17 protein-coding genes are annotated in these 16,554 nt (G+C 61.5%); 5 read left to right on the forward strand and 12 right to left on the reverse strand.

Annotation, left to right across the window (positions count from 1 at the left end; translation table 11 throughout):
* From J3P76_RS14170 to J3P76_RS14200, 7 genes are all read right to left on the reverse strand, one after another.
* Positions 1 to 1,053: a WD40/YVTN/BNR-like repeat-containing protein gene (locus J3P76_RS14170; RefSeq protein ID WP_420766550.1), complete on the reverse strand. Its 1,053-nt coding sequence runs from the start codon at positions 1,051 to 1,053 to the stop codon at positions 1 to 3.
* Positions 1,054 to 1,410: 357 nt separating this feature from the next.
* Positions 1,411 to 4,068 (reverse strand): aminopeptidase N, encoded by a 2,658-nt coding sequence (gene pepN, locus J3P76_RS14175; protein WP_434611106.1) that lies wholly within the window; start codon positions 4,066 to 4,068, stop codon positions 1,411 to 1,413.
* 13 nt (positions 4,069 to 4,081) lie between these two features.
* Positions 4,082 to 4,912: a DUF2797 domain-containing protein gene (locus J3P76_RS14180; RefSeq protein ID WP_434563739.1), complete on the reverse strand. Its 831-nt coding sequence runs from the start codon at positions 4,910 to 4,912 to the stop codon at positions 4,082 to 4,084.
* Positions 4,909 to 5,169 (reverse strand): YeaC family protein, encoded by a 261-nt coding sequence (locus J3P76_RS14185; RefSeq protein ID WP_420766553.1) that lies wholly within the window; start codon positions 5,167 to 5,169, stop codon positions 4,909 to 4,911. The genes J3P76_RS14180 and J3P76_RS14185 overlap by 4 nt, the downstream gene beginning before the upstream one ends.
* A 45-nt stretch (positions 5,170 to 5,214) precedes the next feature.
* A complete protein-coding gene (locus J3P76_RS14190; protein ID WP_434563737.1) occupies positions 5,215 to 6,087 on the reverse strand; it encodes a rhomboid family intramembrane serine protease in 873 nt (290 codons plus the stop codon).
* A complete protein-coding gene (locus J3P76_RS14195) occupies positions 6,084 to 7,058 on the reverse strand; it encodes a metallophosphoesterase (protein ID WP_420766633.1) in 975 nt (324 codons plus the stop codon). The genes J3P76_RS14190 and J3P76_RS14195 overlap by 4 nt, the downstream gene beginning before the upstream one ends.
* On the reverse strand, positions 7,055 to 7,945 hold the full coding sequence (locus tag J3P76_RS14200; protein ID WP_003180647.1) for an NAD(+) kinase: 891 nt from the start codon (positions 7,943 to 7,945) through the stop codon (positions 7,055 to 7,057). The genes J3P76_RS14195 and J3P76_RS14200 overlap by 4 nt, the downstream gene beginning before the upstream one ends.
* 105 nt (positions 7,946 to 8,050) lie before the next feature.
* On the opposite strand from J3P76_RS14200, the gene J3P76_RS14205 reads away from it, so the two are divergent.
* Entirely contained in the window at positions 8,051 to 9,001 is a 951-nt protein-coding gene (locus J3P76_RS14205) for a DUF1853 family protein (protein ID WP_420766555.1), read from the forward strand.
* 149 nt (positions 9,002 to 9,150) lie between these two features.
* Here J3P76_RS14205 and J3P76_RS14210 read toward each other — a convergent pair whose 3' ends face one another.
* A complete protein-coding gene (locus tag J3P76_RS14210; protein ID WP_420766556.1) occupies positions 9,151 to 9,708 on the reverse strand; it encodes an NADPH-dependent FMN reductase in 558 nt (185 codons plus the stop codon).
* A 185-nt stretch (positions 9,709 to 9,893) separates the two neighbouring features.
* Here J3P76_RS14210 and J3P76_RS14215 point away from each other — a divergent pair, with 185 nt between their 5' ends.
* Together J3P76_RS14215 and J3P76_RS14220 are read left to right on the forward strand one after the other, a co-directional pair.
* A complete protein-coding gene (locus J3P76_RS14215) occupies positions 9,894 to 10,124 on the forward strand; it encodes a hypothetical protein (RefSeq protein WP_420766557.1) in 231 nt (76 codons plus the stop codon).
* An 86-nt stretch (positions 10,125 to 10,210) separates the two neighbouring features.
* Positions 10,211 to 11,104 (forward strand): LysR substrate-binding domain-containing protein, encoded by an 894-nt coding sequence (locus J3P76_RS14220; RefSeq protein WP_434611101.1) that lies wholly within the window; start codon positions 10,211 to 10,213, stop codon positions 11,102 to 11,104.
* On the opposite strand, the gene J3P76_RS14225 is transcribed toward J3P76_RS14220, so the two are convergent.
* From J3P76_RS14225 to J3P76_RS14240, 4 genes are all read right to left on the reverse strand, one after another.
* Complete coding sequence (locus J3P76_RS14225) at positions 11,070 to 11,684, reverse strand: GNAT family N-acetyltransferase (protein ID WP_420766559.1); 615 nt, start codon at positions 11,682 to 11,684, stop codon at positions 11,070 to 11,072. The genes J3P76_RS14220 and J3P76_RS14225 overlap by 35 nt on opposite strands.
* A gap of 169 nt (positions 11,685 to 11,853) precedes the next feature.
* Positions 11,854 to 12,615 carry a DNA polymerase III subunit epsilon gene (gene dnaQ / locus J3P76_RS14230; protein ID WP_420766560.1) on the reverse strand — a complete coding sequence of 254 codons (762 nt, stop codon included), beginning with the start codon at positions 12,613 to 12,615 and terminating at the stop codon, positions 11,854 to 11,856.
* A 225-nt stretch (positions 12,616 to 12,840) separates the two neighbouring features.
* A complete protein-coding gene (gene rnhA / locus J3P76_RS14235) occupies positions 12,841 to 13,293 on the reverse strand; it encodes a ribonuclease HI (protein WP_420766561.1) in 453 nt (150 codons plus the stop codon).
* 86 nt (positions 13,294 to 13,379) lie between these two features.
* Positions 13,380 to 14,138: a class I SAM-dependent methyltransferase gene (locus J3P76_RS14240; RefSeq protein WP_420766562.1), complete on the reverse strand. Its 759-nt coding sequence runs from the start codon at positions 14,136 to 14,138 to the stop codon at positions 13,380 to 13,382.
* Positions 14,139 to 14,203: 65 nt separating this feature from the next.
* On the opposite strand from J3P76_RS14240, the gene gloB reads away from it, so the two are divergent.
* On the forward strand, positions 14,204 to 14,971 hold the full coding sequence (gloB, locus tag J3P76_RS14245) for a hydroxyacylglutathione hydrolase (RefSeq protein ID WP_420766563.1): 768 nt from the start codon (positions 14,204 to 14,206) through the stop codon (positions 14,969 to 14,971).
* Between the two features lie 99 nt (positions 14,972 to 15,070).
* Positions 15,071 to 16,519, forward strand: a complete 1,449-nt coding sequence (locus J3P76_RS14250) for a transglycosylase SLT domain-containing protein (protein ID WP_420766564.1) — start codon at positions 15,071 to 15,073, stop codon at positions 16,517 to 16,519.
* Positions 16,520 to 16,554 lie beyond the last annotated feature (35 nt).

The raw sequence follows: 16,554 nt of genomic DNA on the forward strand, positions 1-16,554 counted from the left end.
TCATTTGCTCAATTCGGCGCCAGTGGACGTGGTGGCGCGAACACCGCCCTGTCCCGCCAAGATCAGGTTACCGTTGCCCGCCGACGTGACGGCCGCCACGGAAATTCGATCCGGACGGTTGAACACGCTGAACGTCACGCCATCGTCGGTGCTGCGGATCACGCTGCCACCGTTGCCGACGATGACGATCGAGCCGTCCGGCAACAGCGTTGCACCCGACAAGCCGAACTCCAGCGCGCCACGGGCGGCCTTGAGCTCGACCTGCTCCCAGGTCGTGCCAAAATCGGTGGAACGATAAAGATTGCCGCGAAGGCCGTAGGCCAACAGGGTCGAAGGCTGGGCTGTGCCAACGACGCCAAACAGCGAGCCTTCATAAGGGCCTTGGATTTTTTCCCAGGTCTGCCCCCAATCGGAGGAACGGAACATGCTGCCGGCCTCGCCGACGATGAACAGCCCTGTATCTTTCACGGCGGTAACAGCATTGAGGTGGTATTGATCTTCATTGTCGAGGCGGTCGCTGGCGTCTTCCCAGTGCTTGCCGCCATCGTTGGTCTCGTACAGCGCACCGTAGGCACCCACGGCGAACCCATGGCTGGGGTCCTGGAACCAGACGTCCAGCAAGGGCGCCTCGCGAGGCAGGTCTTCGAATTGCTTGGTCCAGGTGGTGCCGCCGTCGACGCTGGCGAGGATCTGCGCGTCGTGTCCTACGGCCCAGCCATGCTTGTCATCCACGAAGAACACCGCAGTGAGCAGCTGGCGGGTCGGAACCTTGGCCTGGGTCCAGGATTTACCCTGGTCATCGGAATAGACGATGTGGCCACGGTCACCGACCGCCACCAGTCGCTGGCCGGCCTGGACCACATCAAGCATCAGGGTCTTGCTGGCCTTTGCCGACTCGACGGAATAGATGACATCGGATGTCGATGCGGCCACCGCCAGCACGGGTGCCGACAAGACGGCGGAGCCCAGCAGTGAGAGCGCCGAGGCCAGCAACGCCACACGGCGCAGCATCGGCGGCCGGCAGCGGCCCACAGCCATGACAGGCTCATTCATAGACCTTTCCCCCATTATTATTGTTATGGCTTGGTACGTTGCCAGGCTTGGAGCATAGCCCTGAAACCTGCAATCTAGAGCCACTCGCAAGCGGAACCTATCCTATCGGGCTTTCGAAAGGTCTGACAATCGACGCCACGTTATCTTTTGTTAACCATGGGGATAACGGGAAGGGGTGAATCAGAAGATATTCGTGAGAATGATGACTGTGGCGAGGGAGCTTGCTCCCGCTGGAGGCCGGCGGACTCCCTTTTCCTGGTTCACGCGCCTTCAGTGGCGAAACGAATCAAGGGCAGGCCTGCTTTGCAGGCCAGCGGGAGCAAGCTCCCTCGCCACAAAAGGCAGCGCGAAGCCTGGTCAAGCCAGGCTCTTGCTCACCACTTCAAACACATCGGCCGACAACCCGCCAGACGCCAGGATGCGCTCCAGCTCGGCCTTCATCAGTGCCTGGCGGGCACTGTCGTATTTGCGCCACCGGGTCAGCGGCGCCAGTTGCCGCGAGGCGATCTGCGGGTTGAAACCGTTGAGCTGGATGACCAGATCCGCCAGGAAGCGGTAGCCCGAACCGTCGGCGGCGTGGAAGTTGATCAGGTTCTGCCCGGCGAACGCGCCGATCAACGCCCGCACCTTGTTCGGATTCTTGATGTTGAACGCAGGGTGCTCCATCAGCGCCTTGACCCGCGCCAGGCCACCCGGCAACGGGCTGCCCGCCTGTACGCTGAACCATTGGTCCATGACCAGTGGGTTGCCCTTGAAGTTTTCCGCGAACACTTCCAGGGCGCGAGCCTTCTCGGTTTCGAACGGAGAGTTGACCAGCACCGCCAGCGCCGTGAGGCGCTCGGTCATGTTGTCGGCAGTGTCGAACTGATCGAGCGTCGCGCTCAACACTTGCGGTTTGTCGGTCAGCATCAGGTACGACAGCGCAATGTTCTGCAACGCGCGACGGGCGAAGTGTTCAGCCTCGGCCACGTAAGGCGTGCGCCGGGACAGGTCGCGATTGGCCTCATAGCGCAGCCATAAGGCTTCGAACAGGTCCTGCGCCAATTGCCGGCGGGCAAACTCGCGGGCGACGTGGATCGCCTCGACGTCGGCGATTTCGCTGATTTCGGTCAGGTAGGCTTCGCTTGGCAGCGAGAGCATTTCCGCGACCATCGCCTGATCCAGCGATTCATCCGACAGCACGGTGCGCAATGCGCTGACCAGCCGTGGATCCAGCACCAGGCTCTCGCCCCGCTGGTGCTGGCCGATCAGTTCCTGCAACACCTGCACCGACAACTGCTGGCCGGCATCCCAGCGGTTGAAGCCATCGCTGTCGTGCTGCATCAGGAACATCAGTTGGTCGCGGTCGTATGGGAAGCTCAGTTTCACCGGTGCGGAGAAACCGCGCAGCAACGAAGGCAGAGGCTTCTCGGCGATATCGACGAAGGTGAAGGTCTGCTCGGCTTCGGTCACCGAGATCACCCGAGTGGTGCCGATGGCCGCCGCTTCGCCGTTCAGGCGTAGGGGCATTTCACCGCCCTGGCTGTCCAACAGGCCCAACTCGACGGGAATCACGAACGGCAGTTTTTCCGCTTTGTCCGGGGTTGGCGGGCAGCTCTGGCGGAAGGTCAGGCTGTAGGTCTTGGCCGCTGCGTCGTAGGACTCGCTCACCACCAGCCGTGGGGTACCTGCCTGGCTATACCAGCGCTTGAACTGGCTCAGGTCGACACCGTTGGCATCTTCCATGGCCTTGATGAAATCGTCGCAGGTTACGGCCTGGCCGTCGTGACGCTCGAAATACAGGTCGCTGCCCTTGCGGAAGCCTTCGGCCCCCAGCAGGGTGTGGATCATGCCGACCACTTCCGAGCCCTTTTCGTACACGGTCAAGGTATAGAAGTTGGAGATCTCGATGAAGCTGTCCGGGCGCACCGGGTGGGCCATTGGCCCCGCGTCCTCGGCAAACTGGTGGGTACGCAGGTACGCCACGTCCTGGATACGCTTGACGGTGGCCGAGTTCATGTCCGCCGAGAAGCCGGCGTCGCGGAACACCGTGAAGCCTTCCTTGAGCGACAACTGGAACCAGTCGCGGCAGGTCACGCGGTTGCCCGACCAGTTATGGAAATATTCGTGGGCAACGATCGCCTCGACCCGCTGGTGCGCGGCGTCGGTGGCGGTTTCGGCACGGGCCAGCACGGCGCTGGAGTTGAAGATATTGAGGCCCTTGTTTTCCATGGCGCCCATGTTGAAGTCGTTGACCGCGACAATCATGAAAATGTCGAGGTCGTATTCGCGACCGTACACCTCTTCGTCCCAGCGCATCGACTTCTTCAAGCTGGTCATGGCGTGCTGGCATTTGTCGATGTTTTCTGGCTCGACGTAGATGCGCAGCGCCACGGTGCGGTCGGTCATGGTGGTGAACGTGTCTTCGACGCACCACAGGTCACCGGCCACCAGTGCAAACAGGTAGGCGGGCTTCTTGAACGGATCTTCCCAGGTCGCCCAGTGCCGACCGTCTTCGCCGGGGCCGCTGGCAATCGGGTTGCCGTTGGACAGCAGCACCGGATAGCTGTGCTGCTCGGCCACTACCGTGGTGGTGAACTTGCTCATCACATCAGGGCGGTCGAGGTAGTAAGTGATCTTGCGGAACCCCTCGGCCTCGCACTGGGTGCAAAACATACTGCCGGATTTATAGAGGCCTTCCAGCGCTGCATTGGTTTGCGGATGGATCCGCACAGTGGTATCGACCGTGAACGCCTGGGCCTTGGGCTGCAAGGTCAGGTGGCTGTCATCGAGCTGGTAGTCGCCCTGCCCCAGGTCGGCGTCGTCGAGCTTGATCGACAGCAATTCCAACTGCTGGCCATCGAGCACCAGCGGCGGCAGTCCGGCACCGCGCTCGGGGTTGCGGCGCATCACCAGTTGCGCATGGACCAGGCTGTGGTCCTCGAACAACTCGAAGGTCAGGTGTGTTTCGTCGATCAGGTACTCGGGGGCCTGATAGTCCTTGAGGTAGATCATCTTCGGTTGTTCGGTGCGCATGGGTCGAATCCTTCTACTGATGCACGGCGAGCTGGTAAGCCGTGTATTTACGAATATTGATCACGCCGGTGTCGAAAATCAGGTATTGGCCCTTGATTCCCAACAGCGTGCCCTCGGCGATCGGGTCCTTGTCCAGGTTGAAGCTGACGATCTTGGCCGGGTATTGCTCCACCGGGTAACGGATCTCGATGGGTTCGACGTCCGCTATGGTCTGGATCGCCTGCAAGCCGAATCGTTCCTGAAGGCCCTGCAAGCCCGGGGCGCAGCTTTCGAAGAGGGAATCGCGGATGGCGGGCAAGTCCACCGCCGCCGCGTCGCCCTTGAGCAAGGCGCGCCAGTTGGTCTTGTCCGCCACCTGGCTGCGGAACAGGTCCTCGACGAACCCCGACTGCTGGCGGGTGGCGACCCGCAGGATCGGCAGCGCCTGGCTCGCACCCTGGTCGAGCCAGCGGGTCGGCAACTGCGTGGCGCGGGTGATGCCGACTTTCACGCCCGACGAATTGGCGAGGTAGACCACGTGATCGGTCATGCAGAACTGCTCGCCCCACGCTGGGTCGCGGCAGGTGCCCGCGTCGAAATGGCAGCGCTCGGGGCTCATGATGCACAGGTCGCACTGGGCCAGCTTGGTCATGCAAGGGTAGCAATAACCCTGGCTGAAACTGGTCTTGGTCCGGCGTCCGCAATGGGTGCAGTGGATCGCACCAAGGTATTGCAGGCGAATCGTGCTGCCGATCAACGGATTGACCGGCACCTCGACGTCACCCAGGCGAAAGGCATATTGAACAGTCGGCCCGTCAAGGCGCGCCGACATCTTGCTGATTGCACCGCGGCCAATCTCGATCAATGGATGGCATCCGACTTGAACAGGATATTGGGCACTTCGATGGCTTTGGACTGGCATTCCTGCGGGCCCATGTAGCCGGTGCGCTCTTCCTCGGGCAGGTTCTGGATTTCCCAGGCGATCATCGCCTGCAGCGACAGCTCGCGCTGCTCGGCGGTGAGCTTGTTGCCATCGGCCCATTTACCGATCTCCACGGCCAACTTCAGGCTGCGGTAGATGTCGGGGGTGATGTTCTGGATCATTTCGTTGAAGGAAGACATGGATTCTCCGCGCAATCGCGCATTTTCAAAAGACACAGGCGCCTGTCAAAGAGACATTTTACGGCGAGCGAACAGCCCGCCCAACAGCCCGGTGAAGCAGCCGACGAGTAGCCCACCGACATGGGCCGCGTTGGCGATCTCGCCGAAACCGATCAGCGAAACCAGCCCGGACAGGCACAGCAGCAACCACACCAGCATCATCACCAGCACCCCTCGGGGCAAATGATAGGCCGGGTTCGGTGCGAGCAGTTGGTAGATCCAGCAATGCCCCAGCAGGCCGTACAACACTCCCGACAACCCGCCGAACAGCGTCGGGCCACTGAAAAAGTACTGGGCGAAATTGGAGACAAGGCTGAACAGCAGCGTCAGCCCCAACAGGTTGATGCCGCCCTGGCGCGCTTCGATCCGCCGCCCCAGCTCCCAATACCACATGCCATTCATGGCGATGTGCAGGAAGCCGAAGTGAATCAGCATCGGCGTCACCAGGCGCCACCACTGCCCCGCCGCCAGGCTATCGGCCAGCGGTGTGAACTGGATGTACTCGCCGACGATGCGAAACTGGAGGAAGGTCAGCCAGCGCAAGGTTTCAAGATTGTCCCCCAGCAGCGTCACGGCGCTGACGATCAGGCTCAGCAGCAATACCAGGGCCGTCACCGGACTGCGGGTCAGCTGTTGCACGAACCCGGTTCGCCGGGAAGTGCTGCCCTTGTCCGGCAGTTCCAGCTGCTGCTCGGGATCGCCAGCAGGGAATCGCGCATACAACGAGCGCACGTCTTCACTGATCTCGTTCGGCACCCAGAGCACCTGCTCACCCGCCTCTTCACTGACGCGATGGGGGACCTGCATGCGTTGCAGCAGTTTGACGAAACCGCTGAGGTCTACCGCCAGGGGCAGGCGCAGGACCGCGACGACGCTCATTGCACCACCTCCGGTCGCTCGACATCGACCCAGACGAACTTGTGCGGATCCAGGCGGGTTTCCTGGTCGAGGCGATACGCAACGAGCTTGCCATAGAGCACCGCGCTGTAGTCCAGGCACGCCAGGTTCGAGCGGATCGGCGCAGGCTTGCCGCTGCGCCAATAATGGCCGACGAACAACATCGGCTGATCGACGCCATAACGCAGCAGGTTGTTTTTTTCATCCGGGGACAATGGCGTGCGGGCCACAGGTTCTGGCAATGCATCAGGCTGGAACACGATGTCGCCGTAGGTCTGCGGGTTGTCTTCCCAGAACTTGGTGCGGAAGAATGCCCGCGTCAGGCCATCGCCACCCGTCAGGGTCATGCCATGGGGCAGGCGCATGTCGGTGCCCCGCAGCAGGCGGTCGAAGACCGTACAGGCGAAACTGCCGGATTCGGCCGACGCCTGGAGAAAATGCTCGTCGACGCAGCCATTCGGAAACAGGCCACGCAAGGGTTCGATGAGGCCGGCATCCCAGCAAGCGTGCACGACCCGGAAACGGCCGGCATCGACAAACAACGGCAGCTCATAGAACCATTTGAGGAAATCGCGCCACTCGCCAGGGTGCTGCTCGAACTGGCTCAGCGTCTCGTTGAGCAGGCGGGCATGGCGCGGCGTGTGTTCACGCACGTAGCGCTGGCCGCTGCCCGGCAGTGCCGGCGTGCTCCAACCCAGCGCATTGAATTCGTGGTTGCCCATGATGCACAGCGCCTGGCCGGCCTGCACCATGTCGTGGACGATGTGCAGCGCCTCGCGAATACGCGGGCCACGGTCGATGATATCTCCAAGGAACACAGCCATGCGCGACGGATGCCGCCAGACCCCGCCCTGCTTGTGGTAACCGAGCCGGTCAAGCAGGTGTTCCAGGGTCAAGGCGCATCCGTGCACGTCGCCGATCAGGTCGTAACTGCGCGCGGGATCGAGCATCAGTCGCCTCCACCCCCCAGACGACTGCCCCAGCCGAGCTTGGTCCGGCAGACTTCGTAGTAGTTGTGATCCAACGGGTGGATCAGGCGCAGCTTCTGGGCCTTTTTGCTGACGGTGATGGTGTCACCTGGCGCGCAGGTGAAATGGTTCTGGCCGTCGCATGATACTTGCGGGTAGATCTGCATATCCTTGGACACGACGATTTTCAGTTCACTGTTGCCATCGACCACGATGGGTCGCCCAGACAAGGTATGGGGGTACATGGGCACAATCACAATAGCGTCGAGCTTGGGATGCATGATCGGCCCGCCCGCCGACAGCGCATAGGCGGTGGAACCGGTGGGCGTCGCGACGATCAGGCCGTCGGCCTTCTGGCTGCAGACGAACTGGCCATCGATGTACAGCTCGAATTCGATCATGCGGGTGGACTTGCCGGGGTGCAGCACCACGTCGTTGAGGGCATCGCCTTGGCCGATGGCCTCGGCGTGACGACGGACCTCGGCTTGCAGCAGGAAGCGGTTCTCCACCAGATAATGGCCGTCCAGTACCTCGGCAACCTTGATTTCCAGCTCGTCCGGGCGGATATCGGTGAGGAAGCCAAGGCTGCCACGGTTGATGCCCAGTACCGGAATGTTGTGCCGCGCCAAGGCCCGGGCGGCGCCCAGCAGGCTGCCGTCGCCGCCGACGACGATGACCATGTCGCAGACTTCGCCGAGCATCTTGCGCGACGATGTCTGCAGACCGTGGCCCGGCAGCACTTCGGCGATGGTGTCTTCGAGGATCACATGCAGGTGCCGCTCCAGGAGGAAGCGTTTGAGACGGCGAACGGTGTCCAGCACCTGTGAACTGCCCAGGCGACCGATGATGCCGATATTGCGAAATTGCTCCATGAGGCTCCTGCGAGGGTCTGCGACGGGCGAAAAATACGATTATGGGCGAAAGCGCTCCGTAGACAAAATTCTTTAAGCCTCCAGCGCAACGGCTATGCTCGCAAGATGATCCTGTTCCCTGAGTTGCTGGACCTGCCCCGCCGCCTGCGCCATCCCGAAGTGCGGGATCTGGCGTGGGTGATCGTCGCCCCACCGATGCTCATCGACACCCCTTGGCCCCAGCGTCACCCGCTGGCGGGCAGCGACTGGGTGCAGCAACCCCATCGATTGGAGCATTGGCTTCGCCAACTGGACCGCGACAGCTACCCGCTGCTGCAATGCCTGTCCCAAGGTCGGACGCGGCGCCTGGGCCTGTATTACGAAAGGCTGTGGCAGTTTGCCGTGCAACACGCGCCGGGCATCGAACTGATCGCGGCGAACCTGCCGATCCGTCGCGAAGGCCATACGCTGGGGGAACTGGACCTGCTGCTGCGCGATGGCGAAGGTGTGCACCACTTGGAACTGGCGATCAAGCTGTACCTGGGCCCGCAACAGGGCAACGGCCACGATACTGCGCAATGGCTCGGCCCCGGCTGCCATGACCGTCTCGACCGCAAGCTGGCGCACCTGCGCGAGCACCAACTGCCGATTTCAGCCCGCCCGGAAAGTCGTCAAGCCCTGGCTGCGCTGGGCATCGAATCGTTTCGCCCACACCTATGGCTCGGCGGTTATCTGCTCTACCCCTGGCCCGGCGAGGCCGAACCACCGAGCGGCGCGCACCCCAGGCATTTGCGCGGCCGTTGGCTGCATCAACGCGATTGGCCTGGGTTCATCGGCCAACGGCCTCCGGGCCGCTGGCAGCCCCTGCCCCGCGCCGCCTGGCTGGCCCCGGCCCATTATCCGCCAGACCAGGTCTGGACTGCCGCGCAACTGGACGCCTGGCGAACCGCACTCGACCCCATGGCGCCGGCACAACTGATGGTGCGCCTGACGGAAAATGCCGAGGGCGAATGGGAAGAAGCCGAGCGGGCGTTCCTTGTGGCGGATCTTTGGCCGGATGTGCCGGGCAACGGCTAAGCTTTGAAATGCCCTTCTGGGCACCATCGCGAGCAGGCTCGCTCCCACATCTGGAATGCAATTTCCTGTGGGAGCGAGCTTGCTCGCGATTGAGGCCGACGCCATCTAAGGGACAACCGCACAACCAACGCCGGCACCGTCAACACAGATCAAAGCTTCTTGTGCTGCTCGACCCACTTGCTATAGCTATCGATAAACTTCTGCAAAAACGGCCTGACCGAATCCGAGAGGTTGCCCGCTTCGTCGAACGCGGTCCCCGCGCCACTCAGGTAGGCTTCCGGTTGTTGCATGCAGGGCACATCGAGAAACACCAGGGATTGGCGCAGATGATGGTTGGCGCCGAAACCACCCATCGCACCGGGTGAAGCGCTGATCACCGCGCCTGGCTTGCCACTCAGGCAACTCTGGCCGTAAGGGCGCGAGCCAACGTCGATGGCGTTTTTCAGAGGGGCCGGCACCGAGCGGTTGTATTCCGGGGTTACGAACAGCAGCGCGTCGGCGGCGCCTACTTGCTCGCGAAACCTGGCGTAGGCTTGGGGCGGTGTCACGTCAATGTCTTCGTTGTACAGCGGCAGTTCGCCTATCTCGACGATATTCAGCTTGAGGTTGGTTGGCGCCAGCTCCGCCAACGCCAGCGCAATCTTGCGGTTGATCGACGCCTTGCGCAGGCTGCCCACCAAAACGGCAACGTTGTAGACATTACTCATCAGAGGTTCTCGATTGTCGGCTCATAGGAAGCCTGTAGTTATAGATGATCGGCACGACAATTGGACCAATGGAGCGTCGAAAACCTGCCGCACGGACTATTTTTTTCTTGTAGGAAAACTTACCGCGCTCGGCAAAGGTCTACAGAACCGCAAATCGAGTGATCTATTTCCAGAGGTTCTAAGCAATGGCAACAGTACTTGTCGGACAGTTTCATGCGCGGGACGCTGAAGGACGCGTCTATTCTGTGCATGAATTCCAAGAATCAGACCCGTCCCAGGACGGCATTGGCAAGGATGTCATCACCTATAAGCTGGCCATTGGCGATCGAGTCAGCAAGTTGGATGAGGAGAAATTTCTCCTGGTGCAGTCCGGCATCGAACTGATCCGCGAACCCGAACCGCAAATAGCGCTGTAACCCGGTTTCTTGAGCAGAAGTCGCACCCGTAATTGGGTTAGGATTCAGCCTCCCAATGGCTTACCTGCCTAAAACGGACTTCTTGCATGCGTTTACGCCACATCGAAGTGATCCAGGCGCTGCTGCAGACCGGCCACCTCGCAACCGCGGCCGAATGGCTGCAATTGCCGGTGGCCGAAGTCGAGTCGATCCTGCGCGATGCGGAAGCCCAGCTCGGTTTCATGCTGTTTGCCAGCGTTCGCGGACGATTGCAGGCCACCCGCGAAACCCTGGAGTTGCGCGAAGGCATTACGCAGCTTTACGACACCCTCGAGCCAATACAGCGGCTGGCCAGCAGCTTGAAACATCATCAGGCCCCGCCCCTGCGCATCATCTGCACCCCGCCGCTGGCGCAACAGTTGCTGCCCCTGGGCATCGCCGCCCTGCGTCGGCGCCATCCGGATGCGCCTTGCACCCTGCTCAGCGAACCAACCCGCGAAATCGTCAAGAGCCTGTTGCTGCGTGAAAGCGACTTGGGCCTGAGCCTGCACGATCCGGAACACCCGGACATCCACTGCCAGACAATCGCCCAAGGCAAACTGCAATTGCTGGCGCCCCATGGCTGGCTGCAACCTCGGCAGAAATACATTTCAATACAGGACTTGGCGGGCCAGTCGCTGGTGGGGCTTGATGGTCATGACCCGCTGAGCCTGGCATTCGACCACAAGCTCGCGGCGCTGCGCCCCGCACCGGTGATCCAGATTCGTGTGCAGACGCACCAGATGATGCGCGCGATGGTCGAAGCCGGCGAAGGCCTCGCCATCGTCGATCCATTCACCGCCTCGGGCGCCAAGGGCAGCGAGCTGGATATCTGCCCGGTGTCACCAGCCGTTCCGATCTGCCTTTACGCACTCAGCCTGAACGGTGTGCAGCCCTCGCCGACGGTCCAAGCGCTGCTGGAACGAATTACGGAACAAGCCGAGGCGTTGCTGAACCACTGATCGTCATGCCCAGCGGATCGTCGAACAACCGGTACCAGAACAGCGCCACCTCGGCGGTATGCCGATCGATGCCGCGATAGCGCAAATGATCGATCCCGCCGAGCACGTAGCCGCAACGTTCGTAGAGACGGCAGGCACCCAGGTTATTGTTCTGGGTTTCCAACATGATGCCCGGCAGTTTTTTCTTGCGGCTCCAGAACTGGGCCACGTCCAACAGTGCCTTGGCCACCCCATGCCGGCGAGCCGGGGCATGCACCGCCAACTCATCGATATGGGCATAGCCATTCCAGTTGGTGCTGATCACCAGGTGACCCACTGGCTGGTCGTCCAGGTAGGCCATGAAGATTTCGCTGTCGGGGGCATCCCGGAAACTGGCGAATTCTTCAGGATCGATACCGTAGCACTTGCGGTAGGGAACGATCGGCGTCACCGGCCATTGGCTCACCGGCCGGCCGATCTGCGGCGTACCGTAGGCGCTGACGTCAAAACTGAAATCACTGCCCCAGACATACACGGCAAAGCCGTCGTCGACGACGCGTACCGAGAGGCCGGGATGCTTGGGATTCTTGACCGGTTGCATACAGGGAAAGGTCCTCATTCCTTGAGGCAATCAACGGCACAGTGCCATCCATTGCCCTTGCCTCTTGAATCTTCACACATCAAGCGGGTATCCATGGCCTGCCTTGCTTCAGGTTAGAAGGTACTGGCGATTGTCGCGAGAAATGATCGGTATGAACCGTGGATCCGGATCAATTCGCGGCGGCCTGCGCCTCAGCCAGTTGCGTCCACAATGCCGGGGCGCCCGCGGACTTGGCGATCGCTTCCAGACGCGCGGCATGTTCGGCCAGGTCGCTTTCGCTGGCGCGGATGATCCGGGCCGGCTTGCGGTCCGCAGGCAAGCGACGGATTTCGGTCGCCTGGTTGCCCGAACCTTCGCCGGTGCCGTTGCCGTCCGAGGCGTTACCGGCCAGGGACAGGCTGGTCTGCCCGCCGGTCATGGTCAGGTAGACGTCGGCAAGGATTTCGGAGTCGAGCAAGGCGCCGTGCAGCTCACGGCCGGAGTTGTCGACGCCGTAGCGCTTGCACAAGGCGTCGAGACTGTTGCGCTGCCCCGGATGCCGTTCCCGGGCCATCATCAACGTGTCGAGAATGGTGCAGTGCTGGGTGATATCGGCGCGGTCGTGCTGGCCCAACAGGGCGAATTCATTGTTGATGAACCCGACGTCGAACGCCGCGTTATGAATGATCAGCTGGGCGCCCTGGATGAACTCGAAGAATTCATCGGCCACCTCGGCGAAACGCGGCTTGCCCACCAAAAATTCATTGGTGATGCCGTGCACGCCAATGGCACCCTCGTCACTTTCGCGGTCCGGTTGCAGGTAAACGTGGAAATGACGGCCGGTCAGGCGCCGACCCATCAGCTCGACACAGCCGATTTCAATAATCCGGTGACCGTCGGTCACCGGCATGCCGGTGGTTTCGGTATCCAGTACTACAGATCTGTTGGCCATCAGTGTTCAATTCTCAACGGGCAGTCTTGCAAAAGCGCGGATCTTACCATGCTATGAGGTGGGATTAGCCTGGGACCGCATTTGTGGCGAGGGAGCTTGCTCCCACTAGGTTGCGCAGCGACCGCCGAAAGGGGCCTGCTTCGCCCGAGGCGCCGGACCGGTCCAGCGGGAGCAAGCTCCCTCGCCACGATTATTTCCATTTGCCAAAAATCAGATCCGGCCGGATCAGGACTGCTTGTAGCCGCGCACCTCATCCACTCCTCGATTGGCCAACTGGTCGGCCCGTTCGTTTCCGTGGTGACCAATGTGGCCACGTACCCATTTCCAGGTGACGTTGTGGCGGTTGACCTGCTCGTCCAGCAATTTCCAGAGGTCGGCGTTCTTGACCGGTTCTTTCGCCGCCGTCTTCCAGCCGCGCTTCTTCCAGTTCGCCATCCACTCGTTGATGCCTTTCATTACATACTGCGAGTCGGTCACCAGCAGCACGTCGCAAGGACGCTTGAGCTCTTCCAACCCCCGAATGGCGCCCATCAGCTCCATGCGGTTGTTGGTGGTATTGGCTTCGCCGCCCCAGAGCTCCTTTTCCACGCCCTTGCACACCAGCAATGCACCCCAGCCACCCGGGCCAGGGTTGCCCTTGCAGGCGCCATCAGTGAAGAGTTCCACGCTATCGCTCATGCCAATCAATCCAAAAAACAAAAGGCCGCCGCCCAGGGCCGATCAGCGCCCGGAGCCGGATACGGCCAGAACCATCGATAAAGGGATTACGGCTCGATGTGGCGACGGTTGACCTTGGCCATCGGCAAGGGAATCAGCTTGCCCATCGGCTCGCGTCGCGCCTGACGCACCGGGCGCAGCCCGACCGCGATCTTGCGCGCCACCAATAAATAGAAGCCGCCACCGGACAATTGCCAGTCACCCGCCTTGCGCTCCCAGCCAGCCAATCGGGCCTGCCACTTGGGCGACGCAAGCGGCGGACGATAGCACCCGAAGCGGCGTTTCTCCAGCGCGAAACCCAGCAGGTTGAGCCAGTCGCCGACCCGCGAGGCCGAAATGCAACGGGCCTGGCGCAGCGCATCGCTGGCAAATACATGGCGCAATCCCCAACTGCTCCAGGGGTTGATGCCGATGATCAACAGATGCCCACCGGGCCGCACGCTGCTGGCGGCTTCGCGCAACAGCCCATGGGGCGACAGGCAGAAATCCAGGCCGTGCTGCATCACCACCACATCGGCGGCATGCTCGCTCAAGGGCCAGGCCTGCTCCTCGCAAACGATCTCGACGCCCGGCAACGGCGCCCCCAAGCGCACGTTGCGCTGGACCTGAGGCGCCGACGGTGGCGTTTGCGCCGAAGGACCGTAATGCACCAGATAGCCGCCAAAGAACCGGCCCAACTCGTCTTCGAGCATGCGCCGTTCTTCTTCCAGCAGAAATTGCCCGACAGGGCCGGACAGCCACTCACGGGCAGAGCTGATCAATGCCAGCCAGTCAGGATCGGCCTGAGCGAACGCTTCATCGGTCATTGCATTCTCCAACGCGTCAGGAAGTTCTAAGATGCGCCTTTGTTTTGAGCTTGGCGAATTCGACGATGATACAGATCACTGCCCTGCCCGCGTTTAACGATAACTACATTTGGTTGTTACAAGACCACTCGACGCAGACTTGCGCCGTGGTCGATCCAGGCGACGCCGCGCCAGTGCAGGGGTGGCTTGAGGCTCATCCCGACTGGGTCTTGAGCGACATCCTGGTCACCCACCATCATCACGATCATGTCGGCGGTGTCGCCGCGCTGAAAAGCGCGACCGGCGCCACCGTCTACGGCCCGGCCAGCGAAAACATCCCGGCGCGAGACATCGCCCTTAACGACCACGCGAAAGTCAATGTGCTGGGCCTGGACTTCGATGTTTATGCGGTTCCCGGGCACACATTGGGGCATATCGCCTACTACCACCGTGGCCTGCTGTTCTGTGGCGACACGCTGTTCGCCGCCGGTTGCGGACGGCTTTTCGAGGGCACGCCCGAACAGATGCACCACTCCCTGGGCCGCCTCGCCGCGCTCCCTGAAGATACGCTTGTCTACTGCACCCATGAATACACCTTGAGCAATCTGAAATTCGCCGCCGCGGTCGAGCCGTCCAACCCAGACGTTGCCGCCCGCCTGGAGAAAGTCACCCAGCAGCGCAACCAGGGCATCATCACCCTGCCCTCGACCCTGGCTCTGGAAAAACTCACCAATCCGTTTTTGCGCACCGCTGAAACATCCGTTAAACAAAAAGCAGACGAACGGAACGGTCAACCCAACCAGACGGCGAGTGAGGTTTTTGCGGCCTTGAGGGCCTGGAAAGATAAGTTCTAAGGCAGCTACCGATTGATACAAAAATTCTGAATGGTTGACCTGCTGGGGTGCGCTTCCTAGAATCGGCCGACATTTTTGCCCGGAACTTACTTCCAGCCAATGTCGTCATCTATTCGCAGGTCCGTCCAGTCAGACACACTGACCCGCTTGGCCCAGGCCATCGCGGTGGCAGTGTCCGCCACGCTGGCGGGCTGTCAGAGCACCGGCCAGGTGCCACAGAGCGATGCTGCGCATAAGCCGAATGTCGCCGCGCGGGCCAAGCAAAAACCTGTGTGGCTCACGGAAAAGCCTACCCCCCAGGTGCCCCAGGATGTGTGGGAACGCATGCGCCAGGGCTTCCAGCTCCAGGAAACCGCCGGCGTCAACCCGCGCATCGAGCAGCAGCGTTTGTGGTTCGCCAGCAACCCTTCATTCCTGGAAAATGCCGGCGAGCGCGGCAGCTTATATATCCACTACATCGTCGAGCGTCTTGAAGAACGCAACATGCCGCTGGAGCTGGCGCTGTTGCCGGTGATCGAAAGCGCTTACAACCCCATGGCCTATTCCCGGGCCAATGCAGTGGGACTGTGGCAATTCATCCCTTCCACCGGGCGTTATTTCAACCTGCGCCAGACCCGCTTCTACGACGGCCGTCGTGACATTACCGCGTCCACCACCGCCGCGATGGACTACCTGACGCGCCTGCACGACATGTTCAACGGTGACTGGTTGCTGGCACTGGCGGCCTATAACGCTGGTGAAGGCACGGTCAGCCGCGCCATCGAGCGCAACGAGAAGCTTGGCCTGCCCACCGACTACTGGAACCTGCCGCTGCCCAGCGAAACACAGGCCTACGTGCCCAAGCTGCTCGCGCTGTCCCAGGTCGTGTTGGCTCCGGACGCCTATGGCGTGAACCTCAACCCGATCGCCAACGAGCCGTACTTCCAGGTCGTCGAGATCAACCAGCGCATGGACCTGTCGAAGGTCGCGGCGGTGGCGAACATCGACGAGGACGAGCTGTTCCAGCTCAACCCGGCCTTCAAGCAGCGCACCACCATCGACGGCCCGCAGCACCTGCTGGTGCCGACCTCCAAGGCGCAACTGCTGACCGCCAGCCTGTCGACCATGCGCCCGGAAGAACTGATCAGCCCTCGCTCGCTCAAGCCAGTCTTCGAGACCGCCGATGACAGCGAAGTGGAAGGCGCAAGGCGCACCTACCGCGTCAAGCGCGGCGACAACCTGGCCCAGATCGCCAAGGCCAACAAGGTCCAGACCAAGGACTTGCAGCGCTGGAACAAGCTCAGCGGCAACAAGCTCAAGGTCGGTCAAACGTTGGTGATGCAGGACGTCAAGGCCACCAAGGCCCGCGGCAAGCGCATCAACACCGTCGTGGCCGCCAAGGGCAAGGAACAAAAGAAGCAGACCCAATACAAGGTCAAGCAGGGTGACTCGCTGTACGTCGTCGCCAAGCGCTTCAATGTCGAAATGCAGCACCTCAAGCGCTGGAACCCGCGCATGGGCAAGGCGCTCAAGCCTGGGCAGATGTTGACGGTCTATTCCCCACACTAAGCTTATCGATGGCTGAAGGGCTGTGCCCGAGCAGC

This window comes from Pseudomonas sp. D1-36 (assembly GCF_051132205.1).
Taxonomy (GTDB): Bacteria; Pseudomonadota; Gammaproteobacteria; order Pseudomonadales; family Pseudomonadaceae; genus Aquipseudomonas.